4 protein-coding genes are annotated in these 4,801 nt (G+C 68.3%); 3 read left to right on the top strand and 1 reads right to left on the bottom strand.

Annotated features, from left to right (window positions below; translation table 11 throughout):
• Nucleotides 1-233: 233 nt before the first annotated feature.
• Genes AC2VOU_RS02395 through purH form a run of 3 tightly spaced genes read left to right on the top strand, consistent with a single transcriptional unit; the run spans nucleotide 234 to nucleotide 3,753 of the window.
• The gene (locus AC2VOU_RS02395) at nucleotides 234-1,529 is read left to right on the top strand and encodes a cell division protein PerM (protein ID WP_486955917.1); all 1,296 of its coding nucleotides are present in this window, start codon (nucleotides 234-236) and stop codon (nucleotides 1,527-1,529) included.
• Nucleotides 1,530-1,539: 10 nt separating this feature from the next.
• Nucleotides 1,540-2,169, top strand: a complete 630-nt coding sequence (purN, locus tag AC2VOU_RS02390; RefSeq protein ID WP_486955916.1) for a phosphoribosylglycinamide formyltransferase — start codon at nucleotides 1,540-1,542, stop codon at nucleotides 2,167-2,169.
• A gap of 12 nt (nucleotides 2,170-2,181) precedes the next feature.
• Nucleotides 2,182-3,753 (top strand): bifunctional phosphoribosylaminoimidazolecarboxamide formyltransferase/IMP cyclohydrolase, encoded by a 1,572-nt coding sequence (gene purH, locus AC2VOU_RS02385; RefSeq protein ID WP_486955915.1) that lies wholly within the window; start codon nucleotides 2,182-2,184, stop codon nucleotides 3,751-3,753.
• 3 nt (nucleotides 3,754-3,756) lie between these two features.
• Here the strand turns inward: purH and AC2VOU_RS02380 are convergent.
• Nucleotides 3,757-4,801: alpha/beta hydrolase (locus tag AC2VOU_RS02380; protein WP_486955914.1), on the bottom strand; the 1,045-nt coding region annotated here is incomplete at its 5' end.

Raw genomic sequence — 4,801 nt, 5'->3', positions numbered from 1 at the left:
AGCGCCGCCGACCAGAGCGGGTCAGGCCACGGTCAGCAGTCGTTCGGGTCAGGCCAGCAGCCGCAGGCGCCGTCGTCGCCATCGGGCCCCGCGCAGTCCTGACTGGGTTCAAGCTCTCGGGGGTGCCGGGCGCGGCGGGTCGCCGACAAGGGGGCTGAGGCGATCGTTAGCTCGGGGGTGCCGGGCGCGGCGGGTCGCCGACAAGGGGGCTGAGTAGGTAACGTCGTCAAACCGTGACCCCGGACAGTCGACCCCCGGGCGCCTATCAGGCGCGTGACCTCGTCCGGGTCGCGTTCGGCCCGGCGGTGGTTGCGCTGGTGGTCATCGCCGCCGTGACGCTGCTGCAGCTGGTGATCGCCAACAGCGACATGACCGGAGCGCTCGGCGCGATCGCCAGCATGTGGCTAGGCGTGCATCAGGTGCCCATTTCCATCGGTGGCCGCGAGCTGGGTGTGATGCCGCTGGTTCCGGTGCTGCTGATGGTGTGGGCCACCGCGCGCACCACCGCGCACGCGACTACGCCGACGGCGTCGTGGTTCGTCGCCCGATGGATCGTCGCGTCGGCGTTGGGTGGTCCGCTGCTGTTCACCGCGATCGCGCTGGCCGTCATTCACGACGCGTCCTCGGTGATCACCGAACTGCAGACCCCCAACGCGCTGCGAGCCTTCATGAGTGTGCTGGTGGTGCATGCCATCGGCGCGATCATCGGGGTTGGGTCACGGGTCGGCCGACGGGCACTCGCGGCGTCGCCGCTACCGGACTGGTTGGCTGATTCGCCGCGCGCGGCAACGGCTGGCGTGCTGGCGTTGCTCGGGCTCTCGGGACTGGTGGCGGCCTGCTCGCTGGTCGTGCACTGGGCCACGATGCAGGATCTGTACGGGATCACCAATTCACTTTTCGGTCAGTTCAGCCTGACCCTGCTGTCGGTGTTGTACGTGCCCAACGTCATCGTCGCGACCGCCGCGATGGCGGTGGGATCGAGCGCTCACCTGGGATTTGCGACATTCAGCTCGTTCACGGTGTTCGGCGGCGACATCCCGGCGCTGCCGGTGCTGGCCGCGGCGCCCCACCCGCCGCTGGGACCGGTGTGGGTGGCGCTGCTCATCGTCGGAGCATCCTCCGGGGTTGCGCTCGGGCAGCAGTGCGCGCGACGGCCGCTGCCGCTGTCGGATGCGATGGCCAAGGTCGGCACCGCGGCATTGCTGGCAGCCCTGACCTTGGCGCTGCTCGGCTACGCCGGCAGCGGTCAGCTGGGCAACTTTGGCGGCGTCGGAATCGACCAAGGGACATTCGGTTTCGCGGTCTTTCTGTGGTTCACCGCGGTCGGCGCGCTCACCGTGGTGATGGCCGGCGGAATTCAACGCCGTGCGCGCGAGCCCAAGCCGGTGCCCGCTGCGCCGGACTTCGAGACCGCACCCACCGAAGCCGACGCAGCCACCGATGTCACCGCAGCCGGTGATGCCGACGAGGTGCATTTCGAGGTCCCCGACAGGTCGGGCGTCGATCAGCCGCCGGAGGGCGACCGCTAGGCTCTGACCTGTGCAGCAACCGTTCCGTGTGCCTCCCAGTGCACCGGCACGAGTGGTGGTGCTGGCCTCGGGCACCGGTTCGCTGCTGGCGTCGCTGCTCGAGGCGGCCGTCGACGACTATCCAGCCCGGGTGGTCGCTGTCGGCGTCGACCGCGAATGCGGCGCCCTCGATATCGCGGCCGCCGCGTTGCTGCCGTCGTTCAACGTGCAGCTGGCCGATTACCCCCACCGCGCCGCCTGGGACGCTGCGCTCACCGAGGCGACGGCCGAGCATTCACCGGACCTCGTCGTTTCCGCTGGATTCATGAAAATTCTTGGCTCAGAATTTCTTTCGAGATTCGTGGGCCGGATCATCAATACCCACCCCGCGCTGCTGCCGTCGTTCCCGGGAGCGCACGGGGTGGCCGAGGCGCTGGCCCACGGCGTCAAAATCACCGGCTGCACGGTGCATTTGGTCGACGTCGGTACCGACACCGGCCCGATACTGGCCCAGCAGGCCGTTCGGGTACATGACGACGACAGCGAAGAGACCCTGCACGAACGCATCAAGGTCGCCGAACGGCGACTCTTGGTGGAGGTGATAGCCGCAGTGGCGGCCGGGGGAGTGACCTGGAGTGGGCGAAAGGCGACCATCGGATGAGGAGCGGCGCAGATGAGCACGAATGACGAGAGGCGGCCGATTCGCCGCGCGCTGATCAGCGTTTACGACAAGACCGGTCTGGTCGAACTCGCCGAGGGTTTGGCAGCGGCCGGGGTGGAGATCGTGTCGACCGGTTCGACCGCGAAAACCATTGCTGAGAAAGGTATTCCCGTGATACCGGTGGAGGAGCTCACCGGTTTCCCGGAGGTGCTCGACGGTCGGGTCAAAACCCTGCACCCACGTGTGCACGCCGGTCTGCTGGCCGACCTTCGCAAACCCGAGCATGCCGCCGCCATCGAGCAACTCGGTATCGCGGCGTTCCAGTTGGTGGTGGTCAATCTCTACCCGTTCAGCGAGACCGTCGAATCCGGGGCGGGTGCCGACGAATGTGTCGAGCAGATCGACATCGGCGGGCCGTCGATGGTCCGGGCGTCGGCCAAAAACCATCCGAGCGTGGCGGTGGTGACCGACCCAGTCGGCTATGACGGCGTGCTGGCCGCGGTGCGCAACGGCGGCTTCACCCTCGCCGAGCGAAAGAAATTGGCGTCGTTGGCTTTTCGGCACACCGCTGAGTACGACGTCGCGGTGGCCGGTTGGATGGAGTCGACGCTGGCGCCCGAGGAGCCGGCCGCGGCGTTCCCGGCCTGGTTGGCCGCGACGTGGCGACGCTCGACCGAACTCCGCTACGGTGAGAACCCACATCAGCAGGCCGCGCTCTACGTCGACGACAGCGGCTGGCCCGGTCTGGCGCAGGCCGAGCAGCTGCACGGAAAAGAGATGTCGTACAACAACTTCACCGACGCCGACGCGGCCTGGCGGGCGGCGTTCGACCATGACGGCATCTGTGTCGCGATCATCAAGCACGCCAATCCGTGTGGCATCGCGGTGTCGTCGGATTCGGTCGCCGATGCGCACCGCAAGGCCCACGAGTGCGATCCGCTGAGCGCGTACGGCGGGGTGATCGCGGCCAACACCGAGGTCAGCGTCGAGATGGCCGAGTATGTGAGCACGATCTTCACCGAGGTGATCGTCGCGCCCGCCTACGCGCCGGGCGCGGTCGACGTGCTGGCCCGCAAAAAGAACGTGCGGGTCCTGCTCGCTGCCGAGCCGATGGGCGACGACGTCGAGCGCCGTCCGATCAGCGGCGGGATGCTGGTGCAGCAGCGCGACCAGATCGATGCCGTCGGCGATGACCCGAACAACTGGACGCGCGCCACCGGCGACCCGGCCGACCCGGCCACGCTGGCCGATCTGGCCTTTGCCTGGCGAACGTGTCGCGCAGTGAAATCCAACGCGATCGTGATCGCCGGCGGCGGCGCCACCATCGGCATCGGCATGGGCCAGGTGAACCGCGTCGACGCGGCACGGTTAGCCGTCGAGCGCGGGGGGACAAGGGTGCGTGGCGCGGTCGCCGCTTCCGACGCGTTTTTCCCGTTTCCGGACGGCCTGGACACCCTGGCCGCCGCGGGCGTGAAGGCGATCGTGCACCCGGGCGGTTCGGTGCGAGACGACGAGGTGACCGCCGCGGCGGAGAAGGCCGGCGTGACGCTGTACCTGACTGGCGCCCGACACTTCGCGCACTAACCGCTAAGCGCTGATCTCGTCCTGCACGCTGGTGGCGTAGCGGACGAACGCCGCGACCTCGTCTACCGCGCGACGGGCGTCGGGGTTGACGTCGAAGCTCAGTTGGAACATGTGCATCGCCTTGTGCCACTGCTGAACCCAGACCTCGACGTTGTGGGCGCGCAACCGCTCGGCGAACACGGTCGTGTCGTTGAGCAGCATCTCGTGGGTGCCCACCTGCAGCAGGAACGGGCCCAGGCCGCGCAGGTCGGCGTCCGGCGGCATCACCGGCGGCGGCCGCGTGCCATTGACGGTGGCGAACACGTCGTAGATGAACTTCACCGTCATGAACGGAAACATCACGTCGCGATGGTCTTTCAAAGCGCGGTACTTCAGATCCATGTCCGACGATGTCAGCGGGGACATCAGCACCTGTCCGGCGGGCACCGGTAGCCCGCCGTCGCGCACCGCCAAGGCGACCGCGGCGGCCATCAGACCACCGGCCGAGTCGCCGGCCAGCACGATGCGCTCGGGCGCGAACCCCTGCGCCAACGCGAAGCGGTAGCCGTCCAACCCGTCGGCGACGGCTTCTTCGATCGTGGCCTGCGGGGCCAGTCGATAGCCGACATTGAGCACTTTGGCGCCGGTCGCCGCCGACAGTCGGCTGACGAATCGGCGATGGGAGTTGAGCCCGAGCGTCACCAGCGCCGAGCCGTGGAAGTAAACGATCAGCGACGTGGAGTCGCGCGCCTTGGGGGCAACGACCCATTCCGCCGGGCAGTGCGGCAGATCGACGCGTACGACTTCGGTGCCGGGCACCGGCCGGATGAGCTTGAGCGGACCGTCGATGCCGTCCAGGCGAACCCGCTGCAGGGTGTCGGGTCTGACGCGGTTGACGACCAGGCCGAGCAGAGTCAGCGCGGCCAACAGCGGCCGGACGAAGGTCGCGGTCAGCGCGGACAGCAGGCTGGACTGCCACGAGGAGGGGCCGAAGTGGGCGGTCGCTGGCCGTTCGCGCCAGCCGAGGGAAGTCACAGTAAACGACGCTATCGGTTGGCCGTGGCTGAAC

This window comes from Mycobacterium sp. TH-M25, assembly GCF_057473665.1.
This window is presented reverse-complemented; position numbering and strand designations above follow the sequence as displayed.

Bases quoted from the DNA above. Each gene is read 5' to 3' on its own strand.
- purH (WP_486955915.1), top strand. From the start codon at position 2,182: ATGAGCACGAATGACGAGAGGCGGCCGATTCGCCGCGCGCTGATCAGC.